Annotated in this window: 20 protein-coding genes; all 20 read right to left on the bottom strand. The window is 48.4% G+C overall.

Annotation, left to right across the window (positions count from 1 at the left end; all coding sequences use genetic code 11):
* Nucleotides 1–72: 72 nt before the first annotated feature.
* Entirely contained in the window at nucleotides 73–1,263 is a 1,191-nt protein-coding gene (locus ACW73I_RS11150; protein ID WP_458029407.1) for a glycosyltransferase family 2 protein, read from the bottom strand.
* 73 nt (nucleotides 1,264–1,336) lie between these two features.
* A complete protein-coding gene (locus ACW73I_RS11145) occupies nucleotides 1,337–2,560 on the bottom strand; it encodes a glycosyltransferase family 4 protein (protein WP_458029406.1) in 1,224 nt (407 codons plus the stop codon).
* Nucleotides 2,561–2,593: 33 nt separating this feature from the next.
* A complete protein-coding gene (locus tag ACW73I_RS11140) occupies nucleotides 2,594–4,717 on the bottom strand; it encodes an NAD-dependent epimerase/dehydratase family protein (RefSeq protein WP_458029405.1) in 2,124 nt (707 codons plus the stop codon).
* Nucleotides 4,718–4,780: 63 nt separating this feature from the next.
* Nucleotides 4,781–5,770 carry a glycosyltransferase family 2 protein gene (locus ACW73I_RS11135; protein WP_458029404.1) on the bottom strand — a complete coding sequence of 330 codons (990 nt, stop codon included), beginning with the start codon at nucleotides 5,768–5,770 and terminating at the stop codon, nucleotides 4,781–4,783.
* Between the two features lie 21 nt (nucleotides 5,771–5,791).
* The gene (locus ACW73I_RS11130) at nucleotides 5,792–6,832 is read right to left on the bottom strand and encodes an acyltransferase family protein (protein WP_458029403.1); all 1,041 of its coding nucleotides are present in this window, start codon (nucleotides 6,830–6,832) and stop codon (nucleotides 5,792–5,794) included.
* 3 nt (nucleotides 6,833–6,835) lie between these two features.
* Nucleotides 6,836–8,050: a glycosyltransferase family 4 protein gene (locus ACW73I_RS11125; RefSeq protein WP_458029402.1), complete on the bottom strand. Its 1,215-nt coding sequence runs from the start codon at nucleotides 8,048–8,050 to the stop codon at nucleotides 6,836–6,838.
* Nucleotides 8,047–9,030, bottom strand: a complete 984-nt coding sequence (locus ACW73I_RS11120; protein WP_458029401.1) for a glycosyltransferase family 2 protein — start codon at nucleotides 9,028–9,030, stop codon at nucleotides 8,047–8,049. Before ACW73I_RS11120 ends, ACW73I_RS11125 begins: the two co-directional genes overlap by 4 nt.
* Before the next feature lie 36 nt (nucleotides 9,031–9,066).
* Nucleotides 9,067–9,984, bottom strand: coding sequence for a hypothetical protein (locus tag ACW73I_RS11115; protein WP_458029400.1), 918 nt, complete (start codon nucleotides 9,982–9,984; stop codon nucleotides 9,067–9,069).
* A 216-nt stretch (nucleotides 9,985–10,200) separates the two neighbouring features.
* Nucleotides 10,201–11,010: a 2OG-Fe(II) oxygenase gene (locus ACW73I_RS11110; protein WP_458029399.1), complete on the bottom strand. Its 810-nt coding sequence runs from the start codon at nucleotides 11,008–11,010 to the stop codon at nucleotides 10,201–10,203.
* 42 nt (nucleotides 11,011–11,052) lie between these two features.
* Entirely contained in the window at nucleotides 11,053–12,510 is a 1,458-nt protein-coding gene (locus ACW73I_RS11105) for a lipopolysaccharide biosynthesis protein (RefSeq protein ID WP_458029398.1), read from the bottom strand.
* A gap of 7 nt (nucleotides 12,511–12,517) precedes the next feature.
* On the bottom strand, nucleotides 12,518–13,873 hold the full coding sequence (locus ACW73I_RS11100; protein WP_458029397.1) for a hypothetical protein: 1,356 nt from the start codon (nucleotides 13,871–13,873) through the stop codon (nucleotides 12,518–12,520).
* Between the two features lie 129 nt (nucleotides 13,874–14,002).
* On the bottom strand, nucleotides 14,003–16,348 hold the full coding sequence (locus tag ACW73I_RS11095; RefSeq protein WP_458029396.1) for a PA14 domain-containing protein: 2,346 nt from the start codon (nucleotides 16,346–16,348) through the stop codon (nucleotides 14,003–14,005).
* A gap of 36 nt (nucleotides 16,349–16,384) precedes the next feature.
* On the bottom strand, nucleotides 16,385–17,257 hold the full coding sequence (locus ACW73I_RS11090) for a hypothetical protein (protein ID WP_458029394.1): 873 nt from the start codon (nucleotides 17,255–17,257) through the stop codon (nucleotides 16,385–16,387).
* Nucleotides 17,258–17,382: 125 nt separating this feature from the next.
* Nucleotides 17,383–18,480 carry a Gfo/Idh/MocA family protein gene (locus ACW73I_RS11085; protein ID WP_458029393.1) on the bottom strand — a complete coding sequence of 366 codons (1,098 nt, stop codon included), beginning with the start codon at nucleotides 18,478–18,480 and terminating at the stop codon, nucleotides 17,383–17,385.
* 107 nt (nucleotides 18,481–18,587) lie between these two features.
* Nucleotides 18,588–19,442, bottom strand: coding sequence for a WecB/TagA/CpsF family glycosyltransferase (locus ACW73I_RS11080; protein ID WP_458029392.1), 855 nt, complete (start codon nucleotides 19,440–19,442; stop codon nucleotides 18,588–18,590).
* Nucleotides 19,443–19,486: 44 nt separating this feature from the next.
* Nucleotides 19,487–20,233, bottom strand: coding sequence for a CpsD/CapB family tyrosine-protein kinase (locus ACW73I_RS11075; protein ID WP_458029391.1), 747 nt, complete (start codon nucleotides 20,231–20,233; stop codon nucleotides 19,487–19,489).
* 178 nt (nucleotides 20,234–20,411) lie between these two features.
* Nucleotides 20,412–22,154, bottom strand: a complete 1,743-nt coding sequence (locus ACW73I_RS11070) for a GumC family protein (RefSeq protein WP_458029390.1) — start codon at nucleotides 22,152–22,154, stop codon at nucleotides 20,412–20,414.
* A 19-nt stretch (nucleotides 22,155–22,173) separates the two neighbouring features.
* On the bottom strand, nucleotides 22,174–23,394 hold the full coding sequence (locus tag ACW73I_RS11065) for a hypothetical protein (protein WP_458029389.1): 1,221 nt from the start codon (nucleotides 23,392–23,394) through the stop codon (nucleotides 22,174–22,176).
* Between the two features lie 16 nt (nucleotides 23,395–23,410).
* Nucleotides 23,411–23,995, bottom strand: a complete 585-nt coding sequence (locus tag ACW73I_RS11060; RefSeq protein ID WP_458029388.1) for a polysaccharide biosynthesis/export family protein — start codon at nucleotides 23,993–23,995, stop codon at nucleotides 23,411–23,413.
* A gap of 462 nt (nucleotides 23,996–24,457) precedes the next feature.
* On the bottom strand, nucleotides 24,458–26,341 hold the full coding sequence (locus ACW73I_RS11055) for an esterase/lipase family protein (RefSeq protein ID WP_458029387.1): 1,884 nt from the start codon (nucleotides 26,339–26,341) through the stop codon (nucleotides 24,458–24,460).
* Between the last annotated feature and the right edge of the window lie 86 nt (nucleotides 26,342–26,427).

The raw sequence follows: 26,427 nt of genomic DNA, 5'->3' as shown, positions 1-26,427 counted from the left end.
CTTTGAAAAATCTATATTTCCGTTAACCATTGACATCATCCTCTTGCAAAACTGGCTATATCCTCATCCCCCTTAATCCCGCTCTGTTTTCATCCAACGAGTTTCACGGTGATTAAAGAAATCCCGATAAATAGGCAACTTCCAGAGCAAATAGCCAGGTACCGCCCATAGTGCCTCCCAGGTGTTCTTGGCACCGACAAATTTAAAGCTGGCCATAATCAGTGACGACATAAACAGAAACAACCCACTTCCCAAAGCCCATATGGCATAGGGCTCGGCATCAAAAAACGCCAATGCGGCCACGTTTAGAAATACCGCACAAATCACGATTAACCCAAGATAAGCGAGAGGCGGTACCAACAAATCCAAACCCAGCACCAAACGACTAAGCTGGAACCGGAACAAGCCTTGCAGCAACACGCGCGGCGCGGTATTAAACGACAAAAACAAATGTCCATGCTCCCAACGCCGCCGTTGTTTCTGCGCCGTCGCATCTCTCTTTGGCAAGCGTCCGTCTATGCGGGCGTCCGGCTCGAAGGTCGTGATGTAGCCCATATCGAGCAAATCCAGGGTCAACTGATAATCTTCCGCAATCGAACCTTCGCCATGCGGCGCTTGCCGAATCGCTTGAAAAGGATAGGCGGAACCACTACCGTTCAATAAGCACGGCAAGCCCAATCGATGCAAGCCCAATGGTCGGATAAAATTCTTTAGCAATAGCGCCAACGACGAAATGCCGCCGGCTTTATGTCCATCTGCCTCCGCCGCAAAGAAATACGCCCCCATGACCGGATGTCCCAGTTGTTTGACCCTGGTAGCCAACAAACGGATGGCACCTTTGCTCACGCTGCAATCGGCGTCGATGACCACTACCACTTCCGGCGGATTAGCATCCAGAAAACGCAAGCCTGCTTTCAAAGCATCCGGCTTACCGCCAGTGCCGGCATCTTTGACCTCGATCGCCGCTGCCCCCATGCTTCTGACAACACTCGCGGTCCCATCGCTGCAGTTATGGGCGACGCACAAAATACGGGTATTTTCCGGCAAATCCTGCTGCAAAATCTGCAGCGTCTTACCGATCTCGCCTTCCTCGTTATGCGCCGGCACCAAAACAACTGTATTCGGCATTGTCACACCTTCGTCCGAAACCGCTTTGCGGCGCCAACCCAAAGCCGCTAGGACCTCCAAAATCACCATGCCCATCAATAGACATACATACCCGGCCAACACCGCGGCCACTCCGTTTACTACTAGATTCATCATCTCTCCTGAGATTTGCAGTTAAATCTTTGTTACAACACAATTTTGCTCAAAAATGCTGACATTAAGAATCAAATTAGGCAGACTGAACTGAACTGGAAAACAGATCGCTTAGTTTTTTCGCTTCAACGATTATGTTGTGATCTTCCAACACTCGCTGACGCCCATTTTTACCCATGAGGGTCAGAGCATCCGGGGAAGCATGCAAAACGTCCCGAATTGCGGACGCCAATGCATCAACCGAACCTGCGGGTACCAACCAACCATTTCCCTCGTGGGTCACCAACTCGGGTATGCCTGCCACATACGTACTGATCACCGGCCTACCCAACGCAAACGCTTCCATAATCACCACCGGCAACCCTTCGGCAAAGCTCGGTAACACGAACACTTTGGCGCCGGACAATTGTCCGCGCACCTGCTCACCGCTCAATGAGCCTGTCAATTCGACATGAGCTTGTAGCTGATGATCGGTAATGAAGCGCTCTATGTCTTTCCGTAAAGGGCCATCGCCTACCATGACCAATTTCAGCACTAAACCCTCGCCAACCAAACGGGCCAAGGCTTGTAACAAAATCATTTGTCCTTTCTGTTCGCTGAGCCTCCCCACGCAAACCAGACGTGGTTCATCAGGAACGCGCGCAGGTGTATGATTCAAAAAATCCTCGGCTAAGCCGCAATGCACTACCTTTATTTTTTCCCAGTCGGCAAAATCGGCCCAACGGTAAAGCTGTGACCTACCGAACGATGAAATCGCCACGACGAAACTAGCCTGTTTGATTTTTTCGGCCAGCCCCAGCATTTCCGGCTTATCGAATTCCTCCGGACCATGTACGGTAAAGCTATAACTTGGACCGCCCAAGCACCGAGCAAACAGAGCAATGGTCGCCGGGTTGGTACCGAAATGAACATGCAAATGCTCGATGCCCTGCTGCTTGCACCATGCCGCCAAAACGCACGCTTCCACCAAGCAAATCAAAGTTTTTAGCGGGTTTTTGGCATGCCCCCTATCGAAACGAACGGCAAACAGCAACGTGCTAAAAAATCGCCGTGCATTCAACAACAGTTGCTTGAGCAAAATACTCAACAGCTCAACCTTAGAGACCTTTACGATGAACTGGGTCAACTCGACCTCGGCCAGGTCTGCGCTATCCACCACACCGCCTGGATGCATGCGAATCGCAAAGCGACTGACCTGCCAACCCAGCCGCTCCAACGCGCGTATCTCCCGGCGAATAAACGTGTGACTGACAGCCGGGTACTGATTGGTGAAATAGGCGATATGCTTGCGATTGGTCATACTTTAGATTCTTTGTTTCTTATCTAGATTGTCTTACTGCATAAACGCCCGCACCGCATCGACAATGCCGCGCTGAACCATAGCCTCCCGCTCGCCGACCGGCTGCCACCCCAAAACTTGTTTGGTTTTGCTACTGTCGTAGCGGGCCCGGTGACTGCGAGAATCCCAATCTCGATAACTCGAGTTGCGGGCATTCGGATGCTTGATCAGTTGTTTGGCAAATTCCTTGACTGCATCGCTAAGGTAAAGCTTCCAGATCGGTGTGGGTTCCGCTCGTAGTTTGGTACCTAATTCGTTGGAAACGATTTCTATATAATCTCGGGCGCTCAGCATAGGCTCGTCCGTTAGTAGAAATGTTTGACCTTCTATGCCGGGCGCATCCAGACCTAGCGCCAAGGCTTCGGCTACGTCTTCGACTAAAACCAGCGGCAATTTATTTTGTCCATCGCCCCACAATTGCACCCGAGTTTCAGACTCGAACATGCCCACGCCCCAATGCGCCGGCGGACACCCTTTGCCAATCACGACACCGGGGCGGAAGATCACCAGCGGCAAGGCTTTAGTCCTGTGCATTTCGGTCAATAATGCTTCGCAAGCGGCTTTGGAACGCGCATACAAATTACGCCGTTCGATTTGCGGATCGAGCGGCGTATCGCCGGTAATGACTTCGTTGGTATCGGCGGAATAGTAAGAATCGATGGTGCCGGTATAGATAAAGCGTTTGACGCCATGCGCCAGCGCGCATTCGGCGATGTTTTTGGTAACCAACACATCTTGCGTGTAATAGTCCTGCCAGTTTTTTCCTTCGGTTTTCGCCAAATGATAGACCACGTCTATGCCTTGCAGCGCGGCATCCATGAACTCTGCATCGGCTGGATTACCCTGCACCAATTCGACGGGCAAACCCACCAACGCGATTTGCCCCGCGCTTAGGCTGCGCGTGACTACTCTAACGCCAAAGCCTTTTTGGACCAAAGCTTGTACCAGATACTTGCCTATGAATCCCGTTCCGCCTATGACCAATATCGTTGGCTTTTGCAAAGGTGGCATTACCGTCCAGATTCGCTGAGTCTCCGTTGGCGCTTCGAATACAGCTTGCTCGATCATGGATTCGCACATGCGAATCACCGCCAACCCAAAACGGCCATCCAGCCGATTATCCAGCTCGCCGTTCATACCGGCGTAAAACGCCGCCACGCTCACTTGAATGCTTTCGAAATAAGGATCGGCGGACGGGCGTTTTTTGAGTTTGCCGCTTATCGAGCGAACGAAATTCTTGACACCGGATTTAGCATATTGCCAGGCCAGACTTTCCGTAGTTAGCAAGTTATCGAAATGCACACCAGCGCCACTGGGTTCATCGACACAATAGATATTGCGTTCGAAATCGCATATCGCAGTTGCCGCGTGGCCGCGTACGACAATGGAACGGTCGGAATAGCCCGGCAAAACCGATAAATTCAAATCCACCCCGCAATCCGCCTTGCGGCCGTGCACATGCCAACGCCGATAAGTACGGGCGCCTCCTGGTAGATCGATGGGTTTGAATATATCGGTAGACACATGCTCCAAATCGCCGACCAAATCCAGCAAAAAAGCGACCAGATGCGGGCCTAGCTCCAGAAACAAGTTCTTGGGTTCACGTAACATCCAATTGTCAAACGGGCCGAATTTAATGATTCCGAGTGCGAACAACCAATTAATCGTCACTTGGTCGAGATTGCCTAACGTACCGTCTTTAGCTTGCCTACGCAGTGCCTCGTAAGCCGGAAAAAACAAGAAATTATGGTTGACACCCAATTTGAGCTGCTTGCGCTCGGCCAATTCAACCAGTTCACGGCATTCATCCGCCGTCAGCGCCATGGGCTTTTCCAACAGAACATGCCGGCCAGCTTCCAGAATCTGCCGCGCCGTAGCAAAATGAGCGTTGGGCGGCAGTAACACATGTACCGCATCCAAATCGGAATTCAGCATGTCCTCCAGCGAAGAAAATACTTGCGGGATACCGTACGCATTTGCGGCCTTTTCCGCTCTTACCTTGGACAAATCGCAAATAGCGACCAGTTCAGTATTTTCGTTGACCTTCAACGCTTTCGCATGCGCCTCAGAGATATAACCCGCTCCTAGCAGGCCGACTTTCCATCTTTTATTTATCATTTGTTCTTTGAATTCGAAAATTAGTCTGTTGTGTAATACCTGTACGTGTTGCAGATTGCTTCACTATTTGTATTCAATGATCTCGTAACGCGCGCTCAACCGATTCAGATAAAACTTGATCAAACCTAAACCTTCGGCAAATTTGCCTAAAATGATGAACCCCGCGTACAGCAAAGCATCCGGAGCGGTATCGCCGAAAACCCGACGATAGCGATAAACCCGCCAGCCCAAGCCGGGATACCCGGCCAATAAAAGCAAACTGGCGCCATTGCTTGGTACCGCCGACATTAAAACCGCCAGCGGCAAGCCAATCCCCCAAAACAAGGTACTCTTGCGTTCCCGCACGCAATCTCTGACTACCGAATTGCCGTTAAGATAAGCCCGTTGCCCTATCGCATGCCCTCCCCTTACCGCACGCCTCCACCATTGAGAAAAGTGCAGCATATTGGCATCATGCACCGCCATAGGCTGGTCGATCTTCATAACCTTATAGCCCACTAACGCCATGCGCACGCCCAATTCGGAATCTTCGCCGGCAATCACTTTGGGGTTGAAGCCACCCAATTGCTGAAACACCTCGCTACGCATCATGGAAATGCCACCCAAAGCACCGTAATTCGTCATTTCACCCGCAGGCGATTTCCATTCCAATGCGCATAAGCGGTTATAAACCGACGCATCCGGATTCGATTCCCGCAAATGCCCCACCACGGCAGCGGAATCTTCCCGTTTTAGCAATGTTTCGGCAGCGGCGCCTAACCAACCAGGCGCCAATGTGCAATCACCGTCGATGAACTGAACAAATTCAATGCCTTGATGGTTTTTCAGCAAATATGCGAAACCTTCATTCCTGGCGCGGGCAGCAGAAAAAGGCGTGGCTAAATCCAACTCGACAACCTCAGCTAGTCGGCTTTTTGCCAATTCGACCGAACCGTCCGACGAACCGGAATCCACATACACGACGGCGACTGCGCTTGAAGAGTTTATCGATTCCAGACAACGCCGCAAACGCTGTCCTTCGTTACGGCCGATTATCACTACGCCTATTTGCATATAAATCTTCTCAAAATTTTTTTATCCGAGAGCTTGAACCGAAAACAAGAACCCACCCGTCAACCCAGTCGCCAGCAAACTGTAGGCCGCTATCGCCGCAAACCGTCCACGAGCCACGTTAAACCACTGCGACCGATAACGACGTACACTGCAATCAACGATGACGTATAGAACCGCTGCCATCAACACACTCAATAGTAAGGCTGCGATTTTGCTGCCAGCTGTATCGCGCAAGCCGAAAGGCTCAAAAATTTCGTTGGCAACGAATACGCCAATCCAATGATTCAGATAAAACGGATATGACACTCCTCCCCAAAACTGAGCCAGTGGCGATTTCTGACCTGTGCGCGCCAAAATCATCACCGCACTGACCGCAAATAGCGGTGCAACGGTTGGATACGGTATTACCTCATAGGCCATCAGATAGCCACTGGTCAGCAACAACCACCAAAATACCGCTTGCGTGCGCCAATCGGATGGCCATGTCGGAAAGCGCCTGGCGATCACCGCACAGAGTACTCCCAACAAAATCGCGCCGTAATAATTCACTACCACCGCAACCATGCTCAACGCCGCCCACAAAACGACCGACTTTCCAATGCGTGCCGGTAACAGCAATAGCACTAACGGCGCGAACAAATAAAACTGTTCCTCGGCGCATATGCTCCAAAAATGATTTCCGGTGCCGGCCAATGGCATTTGCGTTCTAAAAGTTTCAAGCTGGGGTGGGCCAAATAAGTTGTATACAAAAGTCGCCTTGTAAAAAACGAATTCCAGCCACTTCGGCGTAACTGGATCGCGCAGCAAACTGGCGGCAAGCAGTAAAACTATCGCCACACTGTAGGGTATCCATATGCGAGTTGCTCGGTTAAAAAAGAAGCGCGGTAAATCTTCGAGCTGCGACTTCAACAATATGCCGCCGATCAAAAACCCGCTGAGCGCGAAAAACACCTGTACCGACAAATTGCCGGCATGCTGCCACAGCACCACGCCCTCGTGTCCTAGCGCCACAATCAGCGCTAAAGCCATTCTTAGCCAGTCGAAATAAGGATAGTAGCTCATAACTTAATTTATCGATTGGTAGACTCGCTCTAAAACTGCGGTCAACCCTTGTGAGCCATCCAAAAATTGCTCGCGTAACGTTCCACAAGCTTGGCATAACTGATTATAAAAACCTAAATCACTTTTAAGCCTCCGAATGTTTTCTACAAAACTATCGACTTCATCGGGTTGTGCCTGAGCGATTGCATCACCCAAAACATCTAGAGCATTACTCAAGCGTGTAGTAATCACTGGCCTGCCCAATAAGATTGCTTCAGAGCACACCATCGGTAATCCTTCACAAAAATCACTGCGAGTCGGCACAATCACGACGTGCCCTTGCTGATACATCTTAAGCAAATCGGGTCGACATAACTTGCCGTGGATATGGACACTAGCCTCTAAGTTTCTCCGGCTGGATTCGATACGCAGCTCATCTAACGCAGAGCCGCCGCCACAAATATCAAAAGTCACATCCTCAGCTCGCAAACGCTCAGCCATATCAAAAATATCGAATACGCCTTTGTTATGTTCAATTCGGCCTGCATAAACTACTCTAAACGGTCTTTGGTCATGTGGCGGTGGTGGGGACGGGTTTTCGAAATCGCGTCGATAAAACTGGCTACGAAATTGATAGACCCGACAGTGTTTTCTACCGGAAATTTTTCCAATCTGCCGCTCGATTTCGGGTGAAACACAAAGTGCTACATCGGCTATACACCGGAAATACCAGCCATCCAAAGCTAACAATGCACGCCGAAAAGGGTCAGTCGGCTGATAACCAATAGGCCAAAAACAATTGTGAAGATGGGAAACCAACTTAACACCAAACAATTTCAAAGGAGCAAGTACAAACCAATAGGTAACACCAGATGTCACATTCACAATGCGAGGTCGATAACGTAGCGCAATAACGATAATCTCTAAACCATACAAAACCTGCGACAGGTGATATCTAAGTCCGCCAGCCGTAAATCTTTTTGGCCGATTTTCCACAAGAAACTGGCCGTCATTTACCTGCTTACGCTCAGTATGATAAGACAGCACATAAGCCGACAAATTATTTATATGGCAAAAATCGAAAAATTGGCCACTAAACGTACGCGATGTTTCGGTTAGCACGTCGTCCCTAGAATTCCACCGATTAAAGGATTCGACAACATCACCAGGACCTTCGACATAAAAAATATCAATCTTGCGCTTATCCCGCAATCCATCGTAAAAAAAACGCTTTGTCATATCCGCACCTTTGGCGTATCAAACCCTTGAAAGAAAATGCTGTTTTTGATGAAATCGAGCAACATATAAGGAGGATCGGTGTCTGGTTTATCTTGAATAACCCGCCGCAACCTCCATAAAGCGAAGCCTATGATAAACACCGCGTCGATACAGGCCGCGCGGAACCACCCTTCGTTTTTCAAAAAATAACGCCGCCTAGCCTGAAACCAGAATGCCGGTCGCCGTTTAACGATTTTGTGGCCGATACCGCTGGACGCCCCTTCCAAATGAATCACCTGGCTTTTTGGCACATACCACACCTGCCAGCCGCCCCGATGAGCGCGTTGGCATAAATCGACGTCTTCGAAGTAAGTAAAAAAATCCTCATCCAGCAAGCCGATCCGTTGCAGCATTTCCTTACGCAACATCATGCTGGCGCCCGATACCCAATCCACCGGCGTTTCGTTCTCCGGCGGCGGCATGCTGACGGCCCAGCGCGACAGCAATTTGGAAACCACACCTAACTTTAAGCCTTGATCAAACTCGGAAGCGATGCCAGGAAAACGAAACGGCGAACACTGATGCTTGCCGGTTTTTGTCAATAATTGACTCCCCGCGATACCGGCACGGGGGTGGCAGTCCATAAAATCGATCAAAGTGGTTAATGATTGATCCGTCACCAGGGTGTCGGAATTCAATAATAAAAAATAATCCGGGGCCTGGCCGCTGTTTAACGACCGCTCGATGACCCGATTATTGCCACCGGTAAAGCCTAAGTTTTTCGGGCACACTAGCAGCTCTACCCACTCTTGCCACTGATTTTTTTCTATGGCTTTTCGCAAAATTAGCTCAGCATCCGGCCCGCTGCCGTTTTCCCACACATAAACTTTCGCCTTACCGTTCAAAACTGTGGGGCAATATGACAATGTACGTAAACACTCAATCGTCACCTGCGAATTTAAATAATTTACAAGGACAATTAAAAGTCTATAGGAATTCACTGACAAACCCTTTAAAAGATCTATTTATCTGAAAAGTTATTGATAACCGTACACTTTAAGATCAACACCAATTGAATTCTCAAGCTCACGATTACTTTCAACAAATTTTTGTTGAAAGTAATCATTTATGTATGCGTTCAAATTAGCCTTAAAATAAGAGTTAACGAACTCGGGAACAAAACACTCCATCCCTTTTATTATCTTTCTTGCTATCTTTAGCATTATACTCGGAGGCCTATTGTAAGATCCTATGCGCGCTATGTGATTCAGATACCTCTTAAATAACAAAACACCAACTGGAAGATTCGCGTTGGCTGGCTCAGTGTTGATAGAACATGCTCTTTTTATATTACAATGTTGCAATATATCATTACAAAACAAATTATTATCAATCTTTAGCTTTTCAAAAGGCAGAACTAACACATTTTCTTTACCAAATAGATCACAATATATACGATATAAATGATGGTACTCTATATACTCTGCTCTGCATATCGGAACAAACCCTGGAGACTCCTTCCCTACCCCAATAAAATGCTCTATGCGTTCAACTCCATCTTGAAACAAATAATAAAGATATGCCGACAGTATTAAAGACCTCTGCTCTCTTATAGTTATAAGAACTTTGGAATTTGGAAAAGTAAGCTTTAGTCGATTAGCCACCTCCTTCCCATAATACCTACCATTGACAAAGTCACCTGCAAACGATTCATGTGAAATAACAGGTACTAATCCTTTTTTCAAGGATTCGTCAATGTAATGAGAATATTTTTCCCTAACCATTTTTGGATCAAAAGTAAACTCATTACTTAACACAATATCATGATAAACCTCGTGATTCTCATGACAAATTTTAGAACCAAACCCTAGACCCTCATTATTAAATACATTTCTTTGCAACCATGTCGAACCAGTTTTTTGATATCCGACATGCAACAGAACAAACTCTTCCATATTATTCACCGACAAACCAAAGACTTAAATACAACCGTTACGAAACAGTCTACCTATCAACCATCACTAACCTTTATAAAAGCCTTCCAAAGTAATTTACATCTAATTTCATAACATTCTTATGAAACCATTTAACCCAAAGACAGAATCTAAAAATGCAAAACCATAAAAACCATAAAAACCATATTATTTATATATGATATAACATAGGAGGTTTCATTTACCCATCATGGTTTTTATAGTTTTCTTTACATTACGAAAAGCTGCTTTAGAACTATTGAAAGACTCTTCCGCCGGCATCAGCACATGACCTTTTAACCATTCGTCGGGCCTGGCTTTGAATACAGTGGAATGTTTGACACTATCCCAGCCCTCCGGTGCTTCTTTGGTGTAGTAATAAACCGCGAACGATTTGCGAGCCATTCCTTGTGGACAGTGCACTGGCGTAACACCGTGATAACTGATTTCGCTGGTAACAAAACCGCAGGCTCTGTTGAATACTGGCGCGAATTCGCCGACACAATGTTTGACGTCTTTGTCCCATAAATCCAAACAACCTCCATATTCTTTTTTCCAATCTTTATTGAAATAAAAAAGAATGTTCACTCGGCGATGCCATTGCTTTTTTTCTATGAAATTGAAATCAACATGCACATCCAAACGACCGCCCGAGTTTGTTTCATGTATTCCACCTCCCATTAAATCGGGATCGGGTAGTAAATTAGGAATACCTGTCATTTTACTAATACTGTCGACAAACTCTGAAGAAGATAGTATTTGATGAAGCTTTAAGATTGCAGGCGGAAATTTGTCTGCATCACATAGTTGTATTTTGAATTTTTCATTGACTGCGAAAAACTCTCGCCCCATTTGCCTACACTCATCATAGGAAGGGAAAGAATCGTGGATTGCATTAGCAAAGTCTTCGTCAAAAAAATTATCGATACAAAAATGCGGAAATGGCTTTACGTCTTTTATATTATTTTGCAACGCACTCATTGCACTTGAATTAATCATGTTCGTCATTGCCAGAAAACTCCTTATAAACTAAATATTCGTGCAACCTTACTACCTTGAATCGCGTCGAATCAATAACGCATACAACTCCTTATAAGCTTTTAATTTGCAGATGTGGCATAGCCCTACAAATAAAAATATTCCAGAGCTAACTTGCAAACTAAACAATGGAATATAAGATATATCCCAATACTTACCTAATGCATATATTAAGCCTGCCATAACCGTTGACACAAGCAGTGCCGGCAAAACATCCTTAATTTGCAGCCATGCGCCATAATTGAAATAACGACCACAAAAATAAGCATCAACAAAAAATCCGAAAATGCTGTAAACAAACTGGCTCCAGGCCAAGCCGGTGATTCCGTATACCAAGCCGCACATCAGCAACACAATTCCAAATGATTTCTTGACTAATTCGGCTTTAAAAAATGATTTAGATTTTCCAAACGCTTTAATCGCATTTAAATTAATCAGCTGGAGCGGCATCAATATTCCGGACAGACATAATATTTGCAAAAGCGGCACCGCAATTAGCCACTGATCGCCATATAGCAAACGAATGACCGCTTCGCTGGTCACCATTAGCCCTAACATAATCGGGATATTGATCAACATGACGCCGCGAATCGAATATTGCATTCCACGGCGGACTTTCTCTATATCTCCTGCGGCAGCCGCAAATATGGGAAAAGCAACTCTGCCTAAAAAAATACTAAGCGCTTGTTGCGGAATTTGCCTGGCATTATCGGCCCGGTTATAAAACCCTAGATCCGCAACGCCGTATACTTTGCCCACAATGACCGAGTACGCCCGGTTGTAGGCAATATTCAAAAAACTGGACAACATTAAAAAGCCGCCGAAACCAAATAATCTACGCAACGAGGCAAAACTGAATACGAAAGCCGGACGCCAATCGCTGGCAACCCAAAGCAATACCGTCGAAATCGTAGTTTCCAACAATTGTTGAAATACCAGGGCCCACACGCCAAAACCTCGATAGGCAAGCCAAACCGCCAGCGTTCCGGATGCCAGCAAAGCAATAGAGGTAATGATGGTGATCTTCTTTAGCTGTAATTGCTTGGTCAGCAGTGGGTGATGGATGCTGCCTAGCGCCATGACGAATATATTCAGCGCCATCGCATAAACCAAGTAGCGCAACACCTCGATATCGTAAAAACCGGCAATATAAGGTGCGGCCAGACAGAGCAAGCTAGCGCAAGTCATCGACATGCAAACGCTAAACCAGTACATGGTCGATTCGTCCGCCCGGGTAAGGTCGCGGCGCTGCCCGACGACGACCGAAAAACCGCTGTCGATGAACGTATGGGCAATATCGGCAAAAATGTAAAGTAACGCAACGGTTCCAAATTCTTCCGGCGTTAATAGTCGGGCGAGCAATACCGACACCGCAATGCGCACGAACTGCCTGACAAACACTTCCCCACTACTCCAATACACCGCTCTAACGGATTTTTTGGTCAAAGATTCGTTTTGGATTTCAGCCATTTTGAGTCTATAGAGTAGGACAGGACTGCATACCGGATACGGACGATGCAGATGTTGACGATTTGTTTTTTGGGATTTTCTGTTCGCGCAACGCGTTTCGAAGTTGTTCGCTGCGGCCGACCAATGCCCCGGCCAACAACCAAGTCCAAGGGGCAACCGAAGCGTTGGGCAACAAGTCGAAAATACTGAACGCCATCAATAGATTAAGCGTAGCCAATATACCGCGCTCACGTTTGTCCGGTATTTTGGAAATTATTTTGGCGCTTCTCAGTATCGGCAAAACCAATAGCCCGAATTCAGCCAAATAGCCCACCCAGCCATATTCGCCCATCACGATAATCCAGCGGCCGTCGGTGACCGTCAGATCTTTACCTGTTACCGGATGGTAAACCCGGTTCCGGCCCCAAGAACCCCAGCCAAAAAACGCCTGTTCCCTGGCATGCTTCAACAATAATTCTTCATTATCGAACCGGTATTGCAAAGACTGGGCTCGCTCTTTGCTGATTTCGGCAGCCATTTCTTCCAGCTCTTGGACAGGGAAAAAATCCGTAGCGCGCAGCATAGGGTATATGACGACCACAATCGCCAAAATCTTGGCAAACCTAACTTGAGTTTTGGGCAACGAAAAACGCGAAACCAGAAAAAGCACAACGGCATATAAAAAAGAAGCCATGCTTTTGCATAAGATCAATACGACAGCCAGGTATGCGGTAATCGCCGCCGCATTGACACCTAAAACCGATTTACGCATCTTCCAAAACACGGACGCAGAAAAAAAAGCCGATGTAAAAAAGAACGCAACCAATAAACCGTGGCCGAGAAAAACCACCGGACGAAATCCGCCACCCCGCATTTGTTGAATAAAACTATGCGGGAAATAACCGTAGATCCACGCGTGTAATTGGGGACTTAACCGCACTTCAAGCAAACTCGGTAACGAATAAACTAAACCGGCAATAACGAGTACGTGCAGAATGTCTTCATGGCTACGCGCATCTCGCAAAAAAGTAAAACCCAACAGAAAAGGCAATATAAACAAAGTCTGCCTGATCACTGCCGATAATGCGTCGTAATATTCCATGCCCTTGATAACCGTCGGTCCGGCAAATATCGGATCGGGATTCAACATGGTTGTGATAAACGGGCTAATCAAATAAACCAGTATCAATCCTCTGAGCCAGCGTTCGCGCGGCAACAGAGCAATCCGCTTGCCCAGGACGAAACGGCAAACCAAAAAAGCGGCTAAATTGGACACGGTATATTTGTCCATGGGCGGCACCATCGGCAAATCGACTTCGGTGCCGCTTGGCAAAAGCAAATAAGCCCCCAAAATTGACCACAATGTCGCCCGCGCGATAGTCATACGCTGATAAATCAGCACTGTAACCAGCGGCCAGCTAAACAAAACCAGATAGGCAAACCAATTCGGATTAATCGCCGCTTCTCCGTACTGTGTTGGTTTCGAAACAGTTCGTGATGTTGATATCCATAACTAAGGCGCTCCGATGAAATCGGTAATGGCCTGATAGCGCGGCACCGTAGCGGCATCTTGATAAACCGATTGTAATAAACCCCAATAACCGTATTTACCGTATCGGCCAATATCCGAATAATGATTTAGAACGCCAACCGCGTCGGGACCTGACTCTTTATAAAGCGCGTTCCAATGATTCAGCATCACGGTATACACGTCTTTCATTCGAGGGTCTTTGTTGACTTGAGCCACCTTCGCAATCAAGTCCGGACTAGTCTGCGGCGCAAGTACGTGCGTTCCCCCTTCATACGCAACCAATTGCATGCCTCTCGCTTTTGCTTCAGTCAATAACTGCCTGATCAATCCAGGATTTTTGCTGTCGCCGAACAGTGTGTTGATATTGTCGATTTGGGCGGACATTAAGTCCTCTATGCCCAAGTCTTGCAACGACTGGTCTTTGTCCAAATAAAAGTAGGTTGTGACAGCCCACGCATCGGCGTATTTATACGCGGGCAAGCCATTTGTAGGCCATGCATTATTTGGCATGGACCAATCCATTACCGATTTAGCACGGTCAAACCACGCAGTTTGAGATGTTAGTACGCGAACCAATCGACTTTGCTTTCCATTTTCTCGTATATCTGGCTCACCAAATACCTTATTGAATATTCGAAATATTTCTATTGCTCTATATGAGTGCCAGGCATCGGCAGGAATTATCGTGCCGGTTAACGATAATTGTCTGGCTTTCGCCTCTGAATAATGGTATCCCGGATAACCGTAATTCCAAGTTTCGTTGGAATATTCGATATAGCACTTTAAATTTGGATTGAGTTCTTTTTTGATCAGTGTAGCCAGTGCTTCGACGAATTTATCGTCGGCGGCCGTCGGAATACTTATCCAAGGATCGGCTCCCAACATATTAGCCAGCTTTATCATCGTTTCAAAAGCCACACCTTTCCGACTAGCTTGACCAAAGGTGGTCGGTAAAGCGCGTTCGGACCAGGTTCGGTTCGTAAAATCCAATATATTGACAACGGGCTGCCTGCCATTTGTCGATACTTCGATTGGTGTTTTTAAATGTAAAGTCCGGCTTGCCCCGTCGTAACCATCAATCAGCACTCGAGGCCACTTGTTGTTTACATTCAACATGGCCACCATATTTACAAAGGTATTATCTGCTGCAGGTGCCGAGTCCGGTAATTTGATGGTTTGTTTAGTGTGAGCTATCGCCGGTGAATAATAAACTGATATGTTGTTGTCAAGCGCCCCCCAATCTTTAAAACGTAATACCTGGAACGGTTTCAGCAACTCAAGCCATTTTTCGTTGAACGGTTGCTGTCTAAATGTGGCCTCATCGGTGCTATGGACTATGTGCATCTCGCGAATCGGATCGTTCCATTCCATCGACGTAATCTCAAGCTGGATACCGGATTTCGGGGCAGGAACATCGAATTCAATGCGGCCTGAGTCTTTATAAACTACATTTTTGGCATCCCAACCCAGCCTTATTTTTCCTTGTCCTTGATAGAGCAAGACGTAATGTCCCGGTTGATAAGGTGCGACGCCCTCCGGCCAAAAATCGTCCTCTTTAATGTGAAATACACTCCAAATCCGGATCAAGCAACCATTGGGAAGCGAACTGGGAAATCCTTCCGAATTAAAGCTTGGTTGTTCAGCACATGGTTCATTACTGTTCTGCTTGAGGACTTTGATATCGCCCGATTGCATAAGAAGATCTTTGAAAGGTACGGTTGAACTGTAATAGGTGAACGCCGATAGATTAATGCCGATAGGCGCCTTATTTGAATTACGAACTGGTGCAGTCATAGCTAACTGCGTTTTTACGTTTGTCGTTGAGGACGTTTCTGCATCTATGGCAGGAGTCACTATCGGGGCGACGGCCTCAACTTGTTGCCAATTCACTTCGATCCTGGCATTCCCTTTGGCTTCGAAATACTCCACTTCAACGATATGATTTCCCGCACCCGGAACGGTCTGAACGCGGAGTTCCGTTCCGGCAGCTTCCCGCCAATGATCCAAAATAGGCTTGCCATCCAGCAAGATACGAACGCCGTCATCGGCCAACGCACGAAACTCGTACGGCCCATCTTTAAAATCGAAATTGCCGCGCCATCGGGCCGAAAAATTATCGTAGAGGGCCCTGCGTACCGGGCTGTGATTTTTCCAATCGTATTTGATAAACGGTGTCTTTCGAGAGGCTATCGGTTTACCTTGCAATTCCGTACCGCGAAAAAAATCGACGCAAAATCGGCCTACCGGCGCATCGCAGGCAACACCGGGTGAACTGGATGCGATTGCCAACACCCCTAAACTCGCTTTTAACCATTTCGATAGGTTCATTGTTCACTCCTTGCTGAATGCATGACGAAGAAAACGCTAGCGTTGTTTAATAGCCATAAATTCGTCAATCAATGCTTTGGTTTGACGAATATTGCCACGACTCGATGCGCCGAATACGATGGACTGAATTTTGGGTAACCCGCAGACATATTCGATGGCTTCTCGCGGCGAAATAGCGCCGGATGCCAACACCGACATCGCGATAGGCCTAAATTGCCGCTGCGCCAAGGTTTGCTGATACAAATCGACGCCACCAGACATACGGAAGCCGATCTTATTGATATTGGAACAAATGATCGGATTTTCTACGCCAGCCTCTTCCAATACGTCCAGCAAACGCGGCATATTCATAGTAAAAAAACCGGGATCGGCGTTGTAACGGGTTTTGACATGATCGGCGAAGATGCGAAACGCATCTTTCATCCCCAATCCCAACAGGAAATCGGTCACCACGTTTTGCAGGAAAATCACCGGTGTGGACAAGCCTTCGAACATTTTCATTTCGGCATCGATTAATAACGTAGCGATTCCGTCGATTTCCTTTTTGGCCACCGCACTGCCGCCGCGTATCACCGCATCCATCAAACCGTCATTAGGCAAGAAGCGTTTGATGGCGCCGACGATGCCGTGATCGGTCACCGCGTTCGCATACTTATGCGCATAGGGCATACCCGGATAAAACCGATAATCCGGGTATCGATCCGCGTGCTTACGAAAATAATCGCAAACCTCGCCGATACGGTCGTGGGTGGTGCACATGAAAGTCCTGATGCCGGCCTCATAGGCCATATCCAGCACTTCTATCATGGCTTGTGTATCGCGAAAGCGCATGCTTTGCGCGCGGGCTTTTTCCTCCGACATATGGTTAACGCCGAAGAATTGGTTGTCGCCGAATAATACTTTGTCCATTGTTGCGTTCAAATATTTTAAAAATCAGCGTGGGAAAAAGCTTCGTCGCGACAAATTGTCGCTCCCACGGGAATGCCTCTATGTTCACGAGCGGTTGATCAACAAGGTACGCTCTACCAACTCGATTACGGTGCATTGATCAAACGCCGCCACCATGAAGTGTTGCTTTTCTCCGCCGCCATGTAACCCCGTGATGCTATTTCAGGTTTCCGTTCGCTATCGTCGATCAGCATGCGCATCACGCGGTCGGTTTGTAACGCGCTTTCGAATGAGTTTAGATTGTTTCGCTCGCCGGCCTTAATGCGTTGCACGAAATAATCAAGCTGTGCCGAGTATTCTTCGCCACGCACATAAGCCCAGACTTCCGAGGTCAAATCGGTGGTGTAACGCACATTCCAACCGGACAGGTAACCATCCGGTATTTCGTCACCTTCGCGCAAATAGACTTGGCACTCCTGGCGATCCGCGTAAATTCTGCCTTGCGTGCCGGAAATGCTGATTTTTGTGGTCATACGCCGGTAGGATTCATCGCTCCAATTAACCGACAACTGGCCGCTAAGTCCGTTGCCGAAGCGTAGCGTGGCGTAGATCTCGTCTTCAGAATCGGCGGAGAATATTTTGTTCATTACCGTGCCGCCGACTTGTTCGGGCATGCCGAAATACCAGTTGACCAAGTTCAGCGGATGCGCCGCATAGTCGAACAAACAACCGCCGCCTTCGCTGCGCTGATTGCGCCAGGTGGAGCCTGATGGGCGCAATACGACGGGGCCATAGGCCTCGGCCTTGATATGGGTGACATGCCCGATGACGCCCATATCCAATAGACGTTTGACTTCCTGAAACGCGCCGACGAAGCGGTAGTGATAGCCGACTTGGTTCACCAAGCCTTTTTGTCCAGCCAATTCCGCCAACCGCGCGCCTTCTTCCACGTCCAAGCAGTAAGGTTTCTCGCAGAATACATGCAGATTGTGTTCGAGACACTCTTTGACCATAGGTCCATGTAATTTCGATGGAGTAGCGATAATCACCGCATCCAGCGCTTCGCTTTTCAACATCTTGCCAAGATTGTTATAGACCCTGACGCCCGTATACTTGTGCAACATGTCTAGCACAAAGCTTGTGTTGTCGCATACCGCAACCAGTTCCGCGCCGGGATGCATGTTGATGATGGATTGGTGGGACAATCCCATTTTGCCCAGCCCAATTACGCCTAGTTTAATCATCGTGTCTTGTAGGTTGTTAGTTCAAAATATAAATCCGGCAACAATCGTTGTGGAATCGACGCATAATCACGATTTAAAGCCCTTCAGGTCGCGACGTAGCGTCTCTCCTACAATTTTCCCGAACGCTGCGCGAGCCACTCTTTAAAAAACATCGGAAAAAATAACGGAAATCGCAGCAAGGTCCGGCGCCAATATTGCTTCGGACTCATGCACAAGCGCCAAAACCATTCCATACCGATCTTGACCACCCAGGACGGCGAGCGCTTGATCTTGCCGGCGGCAAAGTCGATCACGCCGCCGAAACACAAGGCCACGCCGATATCCAACCGGTCGATGTTGGCGGCGATCCAGCGCTCCTGCTTAGGAATACCCATGCCGATCAACAAAATATCCGGGCGAGTTTGATTGCAAAACGCCACCATGGCGGCATTACTTTGTTCGGAAAATTCGGCTTCCATCGGCGGACAGAACGTACCGACGATTTTGAGTTTGGGATACGTAGCCCGTAAGCGGGTCGCAGCCTCATCGGCCACGCCGGGCGCGGCCCCCATCATTGCCAAGCTTAACCCTTGTTGTTCCGCCCGTTCACAAATTAACGGAAAAACGTCGGAACCGGCCACTCGCTCGGGCAGACCGTTGTCGTGCAGTTGACGGCTGGCCCAAACGATGGGCCAACCGTCGACCAATTGAAATAAGGCACGATTACAGAGTTGCGCCAAATCGGTTTCGAACGGTAGCAAGGTCAACATGTTGACGTTAGGGGTCACGACAAAGCCGCGACGACGTGCCTTAGCCGCTTGCACAATCGAATCCGCCGCCTGACTTAAGCTAAGCCGACTCAGTCGCAAGCCAAAAATGGCGACGACATCGGATTGCTCGGGATAGCTGCCTCCGCGTTGGGTCGCGGCGGACTTAGGGCTGGATGGATTGACGGCTTCCGATTCAGAGATCCGAGTATTCATGTTTTCTTGAGTTCCAGTCGAAATACAACATTAAAAATATCCCGTCACTGCCCGGAGTGGCGGTACCGCGGAAACGCCGCGCCTGTTACTTTGTTCAGCACGGTGCCAGCCAGATTGGTTTCTTCCAAAATCGCCAAGGAACGGTGCACTTCGTCGGGAGAAGTCTTGCCGTCTTCGACCACCAATAAGGCCGCGTCAAAATGTGGCATGAACAACAAAGCGTCGTCCGAGCTCAACAACGGCGGCAGGTCGAACAGCACGATACGGGACGAGTAGCGGCTTTTAAGTTCATCCACTAATGCCGCCATCTTGGGCAAAGACAATAGTTCGGACGAAACCGATGTCGTGTGTCTGCCGGGTAACACGACCAAACGTTCGAATCCAGGATTGATGAGCAAATCCTCGACCGGAATATCATCGTGCAAATAGTCCAACAGACCTTTTTCCACGTCTAAGCCGTAATACCAACCAACCTGTGGGTTACGCAAATCGGCATCCAGAACCAGCACGGTTTGATTGACTTCCATCGCCAGCGCGATCGCGAGATTGGCCGTCACAAATGTTTTGCCGCACTCGGCGGTAGGGGCGACGATGGCAAGGCTGGTCCATTTGTTGTCGCGCAATTGTTTGAGCACCTGGGTGCGCAGCAAACGAAAAACGTCGGCATGCGGATCGTTTTTCAGACCCATGATCAAACGCCGCTCCCGCATGACATCCGGCGTCACCGCCACTCGGCGGGTGCGGGTGTATCGAATGGACGAAAATGCGTGTTCTTGCTTAGGTTTAGTCAAAACTTTTTCCTGCTCTGAGCTTGGTTTTCTATTTTTCGTTTGTGACGATTTCTTGGTTTTGCTTATTTAGCGGTCGCAATCTTTTCTTGATGTTTGCAGGCCGGAATAAACAAGTTGTTTCCGGCGAATAATGCCTGGAACGCCTATCGGCTTATCCGGGCCTACATTTTGCGCATCGTCATAAGCGCCCCAATTTCGCTATGGCCGTGGCCCAAAGCAGATCTAACGGCATCACGAAGAAATGGGTGATTGCGACCGATACAACGGCCATTATCAAAGCCCCCAGCCATATCAATTTTTTCCGTTTTTTACGGTGTTCGATGTCCTGCGGCGTTTCGATGAAGGGTATTACCACGAGCGGCAGAGTACCGGTAACCCGCTCCAAGGCTTTCGCTCCGCGAATCACCTCGTGCAGCATTTCCAGAACCATCGTTAGGCCAAAACCGGCAACTAAACCGCCTCCCAGACCAAACGCAACGATTTTCTTACGATTAGGCTTATCGGGTTTATCCGGTGCTATTGGCGGTTCGATTAGCGTGAAAGCTTCGCCTTTTTGTTCTTCTTCCAGGGTTTGCGCCAGCTTGGCTTCTCTGTGCTTGGCTTCCAATTCGCTGTATTTTTCCAGACTGATTTGGCGTTGTCTTAAGAGTTCCAGATACTCTTTTTCCACCAAAGGGGTTCTGTCTATGTTTTCCCGTAAATCGGCAAGCTTGTCTTGCAGGTCTTGTTTGATTTTCTGTAAATGCTCCAATTCGTGTTCGGTAGAACGTAGTTGGCCGGACAGGCTTACGTATTGCGAGTTGCCTTGATAGACCTCCGTCCCGACATCGTTTCTGCCCGACGAGGCGTCCTCCAACTGTTGCGCCAGTTTATCGACGGTTTGCAGTTGCTTGAGCACGTCCGGATGATTGTCGGAATATTTGTCTTTTAACAGGGCCAGCTCTTTTTCGGCTTGATCCAGTTCATTGCGCAAATCGGAAACGCTGGACTCGCCGGTGAAGTTAGGATCCAGATTTTGAATCTGACGCTTGACCCGACTGGCGTCCGGGTGTTTTTCCGTATAGCGCGAGCTAACCTGGATGTACTGAGATTTCAAGACTCGAATTTGCTCTTCCTTGCTAAGCGGTTTGCCGGTTTGCACGTCCGGCCCTTCATCTTCGGCTTGGCGCAAGGCATCGTTCAAGTAGACGATGCGATCCTTGGCAACGCGGATATCGCTATCGGTTTGCCTCAAAGACTCCTCTATCCTGTCGACGGCGGACAAATTGCCTTGCAACATTTCCGGCAGACTTTTAGCGTTTTTTTCCTTGTAGTCCGCCAACTGGTTTTCAAAAACGGCAATTTCCATTTTGAGTTTATTAGCTTCTTCCCCCAAGAATTCGGTCGTCTTTGCCGCGCGTTGCGCCCTCGCACGGGTATTTTCATCCAAAAACAAACTCACTAATTCATTGGCTACGGCTTGAGCCAGCATAGGATCGCGATTGCTGAAGGCAATGGTAAAGGCAATCGTCGCTTTGTTACTACCGCTTTGCGGATCAAGCACATCGGCAGCGATGGTCTTGATTTCGGCATCTTCCATGAAAAGATTAACAAGCTCGCTAGGCACCAGCTTGTCTCGTTCGTTTAGATAAACTTTATGCTTTTCGATGATCGATAGAATACGATCACGCGTCATCACACGCTGCTTGATCAATTCGATACGCTTGTCGGCAAAATCGGTAATCGTCGACTCAATCATGCTGCGCGGGATTTGCTGATCCTCGATCAGAATCGTCGCAGATGAGCGGTAGACCGGGGGCAGTTTCATCGCTAGCACGAATCCCAAAAACCCAACCGTTAGAAATGAGACCAACAATAAGCCCTTGCGCCTATTGAGCACCTCTAAATATTCGGCGAGAGTCTTGACGTTTTCTTCTTCCATACTTCGTAATTATTTTTAGTTAACGGGAGATTTTCCAGCCATCCCATTTGTAATTAAGTTGAAACATAACGGCGTTGGAATCTCGCGTACCCGAAGATGCAAAGCTAGCGTCGGGATACTCTTGTCTCCTGTAAAGATAGGTTGCGGATAGCTGCCACTCTCTTGCAAATTTCCAAATCAACCCTGTTGAGGCCGAATAATATTTTCGATTCTGCGCCGTTTGAGACTCGGCTTGTCCAACCGCTTGATTTTCGGAAAGAGTACCGTTCACATTGAACGACAGCTCTCTAATGATTTGATATGAAAATTTCATGCCCAGAGAACTGTAGTCCAGCAATTGGCCATATGCGCTAGGGTTGACCGAACGTGAGTACGATAATGAGTAATTCATGTACCTACCGTTATAGGTCAGGTCTAGATTGCCAACCTGAGTCATGAGCAACGAGTTATTTCCACTATCACCGGCAGAACTGCTTGAAAAGGGTTGTTGCACCCAGCGTAATCCGCCACCCGCATTAACCGACCACTCCCGAGTGAGAACGTATTGCCCGCCTAGCTGAAAGCCAACCATACCTTGGCGGGACGTACTACCCACGTTTGAAAATTCAGTATCGGAATAAAACAGACCGGCATTAGTTGACAAGCGGCGATTCCAGTCATGGCTTTCGGATAAATTGATGCTAATCGTTCTATTATTTTGGTAATTCAGGTTAGTCGCTTGATTATCGCCAACCGATATACGAGTATAGTTGGTCTCCGAATAGCTCGGCCTTAGGGTTAGCCGATCAAGCGGCGTTAACTGCCAACCCCAGGATGGATCCGCGTTGAAACGCTCCGTTTGATTATTTGGAATAAGTATCCCGGTATCCAAAATCTGCTGTGAATAGCTACAATTTTTTGAATATCCTCCCGAAAGGGAAAAAATATGCCGTTTCAGCGAATAGTGTTGATCAGCCCTCAGTAAATAATTATCGCAATCCCAGCGTTCATCGTCATAACGTCGAATATCACCTCGTCCGGTAATACCGACTCCCATCACCGGCGTATTCCAATTTGCACTAACGGTCGGCTTTAAGAGGTAGCCAAACACGGCGGCGGGTTCCGTCCGCAATGCAATATTATCGTTATACTCAACTTCCTGATCCAAAGTGCCGGACACTTTCCATTCGTCCGCAACAGCTATCTGTTTATGCACGATCAAAACCAGACTCGCGAGCAAAATCCACTTGTCGTAGCGCATGTTTCTGTGCGCAACATCAGGGAACAATTATCGTATCGCCGCTTTGCAGCAAAATATTGGTATCGAGAGCGTCGCCGTCCTCAATATCACCATAAGCGAAAGGTATGGTTTTTGAGTGCCCTTCAAGGTCGTGTCGTAGAATGCGGATATCATTTTTTGCCGCAAACGGCGTAAAACCGCCTGCCATGCTTAGGGCCTGCATCACATCGAGATTCTTGTTCATCGGATAAGGGCCGGGTCTGGCCACCTCCCCGATGACATAAATCAAATTTCCGTCAGCACTTAGCAACGTGACGTTAACCTCCGGTCCGGGAATATACTCTTCCAACCGTTCCCGCAGCAGATTTTGAAATTCTTCAATGGTTTTTCCGGCCGCTTGCACGATGCCCACCATCGGAAAAGAAATTGTACCGTCCGGAGAGACGGCAACTTCCGATTGCAAGTTCTCCTCTTGCCAAACATTAATCTTTAACTTGTCGCCTTTGTTGATACGATAACTCTCGTCAATTGCAAAGGACGGAGCAACGAATATTCCGAACAAGAGCATGACGGCGACGGCCCGATACCGAGTTACGGCCAAGAACAACGAAAAAATCTTCACTTTTATCCAAAAAGACTTTATATATTTCAAGACTCTTTAACGAATGTCGTTGCAAACAACAGAGTCGAATGATGACAGCGGCAAATGCTTAATTTTCATATAGCCGCTTGTACCGCTTTGCGTGGTGCGGCCACTCTTGCTAACCACGATAAAAACAAATAGCTCCCCCGGAATCATTAAAAAAACCGTGCTTCGTCTCATTTAGCCACAGCTACAAGATCATGAGATAGAGCAACGCGACAGAGTGAGCATATTTTAGGCCAACCGGCCTAAACCCTATTTTTCACGCTTGTCCCGGCAAAGAAGCCGAATATTAGACTTAAGAAAATAAGGGATATGCCGCACCGAATAAGCTAAATGACATATTCCGTTAACTTATTCGGCCTCTCGCCAACACGCCCTCTCCGGGATGAAGCGTTTGCTGAGTTTGATTGCATCCCTTCAGACATGTGATTATTCGCGCTAAAACTCAGCAACAGCGCCCCCTGACATCGCTAAGTGTTCGAACAGAATGCGCCTTACTTCCTCGATCACTTCGGGTTGGCCTTGGCATGAATGGCCCCACCGAACCACAAACTCCGAAACCGCTTCATCGATGTGGGCGCTTTTATAGGCAACGACGCCATCGTCGCCTTCTTCTATCGGCCCGTCACCTTGAACCGCGATAATCGAGTGCGCCGGAACGCTCGGCGTAACCGGTAAGGATGCCAGAATTTTCAGAGCCGGATTGTCCGGATTCATATTGTCGATCGCTGTCGGCGGTCTGCTCAGTATCGCCGCCAATCTCTCATCGCCTGCCGTCGTGGCAAGCACCGTGAGGCCATTAACCATCGTCATAGGTAGGCTGACGAGCTTGGAAGCAAGTCCCGTTACAAACTGGTAAGCGGCCAACATGGCTCCGTGATGCGGTGTCGAAATAAACACCACGCGCTTGACGAAAGGTAAAGGTGTGTAAAACGCGGATTGTTGTAATAGTTCTCGAATTTCAGGGCTAACCTTGACCTGATCGAAGGGTTTGCTGCTCATTTGATCCCAGAACCGCGTTCCGCTGTCAACGGCCGTAAGCTTGGTCAGCAAGCCACCTTGGCTGTGTCCGATGACGATCATTTGCTGCAATGCGGGGTCTTTTCCTTCGGGATCGAGTTCATGCACAGTGTTCGTCAGCGCCTTGCGCAGACGTCCCGCCGAAAAGCCGATGGGATTGCCGCTGTTGTAAATGAATCCCCATATTTGAAAATGTTCACGGATTCTGGGATCGCCATTTAATTCATTCACTAGTTCAGCCCAGCGCGCGGGACTCGATGCGGTTCCATGCACCAGAACGACGGGAATCTTACCGGGCCGATAGGGTTGCAGCGTGAAAATACCATCCTGCGCCCGGTCTTTCGGAATCATACCGCTGGTAAAGACCCCGCTATTAAAAAACGCAGCGATTTCGATCGCATAAAGGGGGCTATCATTAAGTTGATACGCTAATGCCGCCGTTGGATCGGACTCGATAGGCTGCTCATGCCCATCGATGGTCACGGTTGAAGTCTGGTCGGCCGCGTAGACTTCGATTCGCCCCTGTATATCGCCCTTGCTGAGGCTGGAGCGTGCGTCTTCAAACCGCAACAGCGCCGTAACGGGGACTTTTGTGTAAGGCCCAAGGCGATCGGAACCGACTACTTTCGCTTCCGACGATTGAGTGTTCGCAAGACTTGCCGCCAATGGAACACCGATCCCGGATTTATGGTAACGATTTCTGAGACCGTCAACTTCAAGGGCCGCGGTCGAAATGAAACGGTCTAGCGGGTAGCCGCCCCACGACATTCCGCTCTCGTCGAGCGATATATCGAGCGTTCCGAATGGAAGCTTGTATTTTCCGGATTTCAGGAGAACTTCGTTTTCTTCCGCATCACAAGGCGCCGCCAAACCTCGGGCAACCGCCTGATTATATATGTCGTAAGTAAGGCGAAACCTCGGGTCGAACGGCTCTAGCTGCATACCTGCGTCCCCCGGAAACAGAAGCGACCAGGCGTATACGGCTGATGCCAGAAAATACGCGTTGTCGTCGGTCCGCTGGGCATGGAGCAAGGACAGTTCCGCCAACGCAAACAGCTTGTCTTCATCGTTCTCCGGTTTAAGACTTTTATGGAGTTCGGCCAACACGACCGCCGGCTCCTTTTCGAAGCGGTCCAACAAGCCATTCCGCCTAAGAACAATGCTGGATGCGTCCGAAGGCTCATCCGTTGAAAGCGCGTTTGAGGTGCTAATACGATAAGCGGTTTGAATGTCCACATGCTTGACGCTAACGGGAGTCGCACAGCCCGATAGCATGAACACGGCGCTGATGGACAGGATCATAGCTTTGAAATATCGCCGCTTGGTTGAGCATTCCGCAATTTGCTGACGGCCCGCTTCCGTTAGACTGTCTAATGAATGGCATGTGA

This window comes from Methylomonas sp. MgM2 (assembly GCF_054172045.1).
This window is presented reverse-complemented; position numbering and strand designations above follow the sequence as displayed.

Coding starts and splice junctions, on each gene's coding strand:
- ACW73I_RS11150 (WP_458029407.1), bottom strand. CDS start 1,263: ATGATGAATCTAGTAGTAAACGGAGTGGCCGCGGTGTTGGCCGGGTAT.
- ACW73I_RS11145 (WP_458029406.1), bottom strand. CDS start 2,560: ATGACCAATCGCAAGCATATCGCCTATTTCACCAATCAGTACCCGGCT.
- ACW73I_RS11140 (WP_458029405.1), bottom strand. CDS start 4,717: ATGATAAATAAAAGATGGAAAGTCGGCCTGCTAGGAGCGGGTTATATC.
- ACW73I_RS11135 (WP_458029404.1), bottom strand. CDS start 5,770: ATGCAAATAGGCGTAGTGATAATCGGCCGTAACGAAGGACAGCGTTTG.
- ACW73I_RS11130 (WP_458029403.1), bottom strand. CDS start 6,832: ATGAGCTACTATCCTTATTTCGACTGGCTAAGAATGGCTTTAGCGCTG.
- ACW73I_RS11125 (WP_458029402.1), bottom strand. CDS start 8,050: ATGACAAAGCGTTTTTTTTACGATGGATTGCGGGATAAGCGCAAGATT.
- ACW73I_RS11115 (WP_458029400.1), bottom strand. CDS start 9,984: ATGGAAGAGTTTGTTCTGTTGCATGTCGGATATCAAAAAACTGGTTCG.
- ACW73I_RS11110 (WP_458029399.1), bottom strand. CDS start 11,010: ATGACGAACATGATTAATTCAAGTGCAATGAGTGCGTTGCAAAATAAT.
- ACW73I_RS11105 (WP_458029398.1), bottom strand. CDS start 12,510: ATGGCTGAAATCCAAAACGAATCTTTGACCAAAAAATCCGTTAGAGCG.
- ACW73I_RS11100 (WP_458029397.1), bottom strand. CDS start 13,873: ATGACTATCGCGCGGGCGACATTGTGGTCAATTTTGGGGGCTTATTTG.
- ACW73I_RS11095 (WP_458029396.1), bottom strand. CDS start 16,348: ATGAACCTATCGAAATGGTTAAAAGCGAGTTTAGGGGTGTTGGCAATC.
- ACW73I_RS11090 (WP_458029394.1), bottom strand. CDS start 17,257: ATGGACAAAGTATTATTCGGCGACAACCAATTCTTCGGCGTTAACCAT.
- ACW73I_RS11085 (WP_458029393.1), bottom strand. CDS start 18,480: ATGATTAAACTAGGCGTAATTGGGCTGGGCAAAATGGGATTGTCCCAC.
- ACW73I_RS11080 (WP_458029392.1), bottom strand. CDS start 19,442: ATGAATACTCGGATCTCTGAATCGGAAGCCGTCAATCCATCCAGCCCT.
- ACW73I_RS11070 (WP_458029390.1), bottom strand. CDS start 22,154: ATGGAAGAAGAAAACGTCAAGACTCTCGCCGAATATTTAGAGGTGCTC.
- ACW73I_RS11065 (WP_458029389.1), bottom strand. CDS start 23,394: ATGCGCTACGACAAGTGGATTTTGCTCGCGAGTCTGGTTTTGATCGTG.
- ACW73I_RS11055 (WP_458029387.1), bottom strand. CDS start 26,341: ATGATCCTGTCCATCAGCGCCGTGTTCATGCTATCGGGCTGTGCGACT.